The following is a 1,842-nucleotide window of genomic DNA, read 5'->3' as shown; positions in this document are numbered from 1 at the left end:
GTTCCGGCCTCAAGTAGCGTTCTACGCGGTAGGCCGCATAAAGTGTCGCGGGATGGAGCAGCCCGGTAGCTCGTCAGGCTCATAACCTGAAGGTCGTAGGTTCAAATCCTACTCCCGCAACCAGCTTAACTTGCAAGGCGTCCTCAGGGACGCCTTTGCTCGTTTTAGACCCTTCGATCACCTCTATCTGTTTGGTAATCACAGAATCCGTCAGTTGCGGATGAGCTTTCTCTTTGGTGACCATTCCAAGAATGCCCGCCAAACTGCCGTGAAGATCAGATACCAGACGGTTTTCGCCTGCGTCTGGTGTCAGAACGATCTTCTCGACCATAGATCGAACCACGTCAGCGGCCTCAGCGCGGTGCTCAGGCACATTCAGTGTCTCGATCAGTTTGCCTACCTGCTTTTGATACAGGCGGGCCATGTTGGGATTCAGAAGAGGCGGAGCCTCCTGCACATCTTCCAACAATCTTTCTAGTTCGATGCGCCGGTCTTCCAGCGCATGCATTTTATCTTTGATAGGAGCGACCGGTGCGCCCTCGGCGATGGCATCGACCATCTGGTCTAGCTTCTTCTTCTTCTTCCGTAGTTAACTCGCGGCGGTAGTGATCCGTGGCCGCATCATGTTCACAGCGAAGCTTATTCATGTGTTTTGTGAAGGCGTCGCAGAAAACTGCGCAGAGCTCTGGTTCCATGAGATGTTCTTTGAGCGCTCTTAGGACATCCTGTTCCAGCTTCTCTCGGTGAATGGTCATGCGGTTAGCACAGCGGCCTTGTTGTGCGGCATCCTGCTCACAACCCCGCGTAACCAGGGGCCAAGGCCGATCGCGTCCCAGCGGTGAGGGCGCATCAAAATGACATTGGCGGCTGCACCAAAAGCATCCTTAGATAGCTGTTGCCACGCTTGCTGATCCGACCAAGAATTGTCCGCCCACCAGTGCTAAACTGACGCGGTACGAGACCGAGCCAAGCAGCAAAATCTCGACCTCGATCAAACACCTCGCCTTGACCAATGGCGGCCACGATAGCCGTTGAGATGAGTGGTCCGATCCCGGGAATGGTCATGACATTGGCGCAGTTTTCTTCTGTTTTGCTGATCTCTTCAATTTCTGATGAGATTGCTTTGATCCGTTCATCGACCCAGAGCCAATCGCCATATAGCCCAAGGAGCGTATTACGCATCCGCGGTGAGATTTCATCGCGCCGGTTTTCAAGGATTGCCTCAAACGAGCTCTGCAAACTATGCCGCCCCGCTCGCACAGTGATGCCTTGCTCAATCAGGAACGCCCGGATCTGATTGAGCGTGGCGGTGCGTCGCGCCACCAACCTCGACCGAACACGATGCGTTGCCTGCAGATCCAACTGATCCTGGCTTTTCTCAGTGACTGGGCGCAGGTTTGGTCGCATTGCTGCTTCTGCGATAGCCTCCGCATCGTTGTAATCGCTCTTTTGCCCCTTGTTGAACGGCTTCACATAGATCGCCGGGATGATCCGAGGCTCAAACCCGAGCTCTCGCAGCATGCGACTGACAAAATGCGCGCTCATGCAGGCCTCCATGCCAACCACGCAACGCGGCAGTGTCTCAAAAGTCGCCTTCAACGCCAACCGTTTGATATTCTTGCGCAAGACGCGATGACCCGCGTGATCAAAACCGACGAGGTGAAACGTGTCTTTTCCGATGTCGACGCCAATGACAGTAACCTTACCGAGGTCTTCTGGTAATCTCCCCATTTTTAGAGGGGCGCGTCAGTAGAATCTAAGCTGCCTTCAGTTTTTGTATCGGGGTTATCCCGCCGATCCCCATGTTTGGTCTTTCGTTGTTGTATGTCCATAGCCAATGAG

The 1,842-nt window shown here is 54.1% G+C and carries 1 tRNA gene and 1 pseudogene; one reads left to right on the top strand and one right to left on the bottom strand.

Annotation, left to right across the window (positions count from 1 at the left end):
- Positions 1–46: 46 nt before the first annotated feature.
- A tRNA-Met gene (locus ACOTTU_RS24890) sits at positions 47–123 on the top strand.
- Positions 124–754: 631 nt separating this feature from the next.
- Here ACOTTU_RS24890 and ACOTTU_RS24885 read toward each other — a convergent pair.
- A pseudogene (locus ACOTTU_RS24885) lies at positions 755–1,731 on the bottom strand (IS110 family transposase); the annotation flags it as partial.
- Between the last annotated feature and the right edge of the window lie 111 nt (positions 1,732–1,842).

The organism is Roseobacter sp. EG26, from assembly GCF_049830555.1.
Lineage (GTDB): Bacteria > Pseudomonadota > Alphaproteobacteria > Rhodobacterales > Rhodobacteraceae > Roseobacter.
This window is presented reverse-complemented; position numbering and strand designations above follow the sequence as displayed.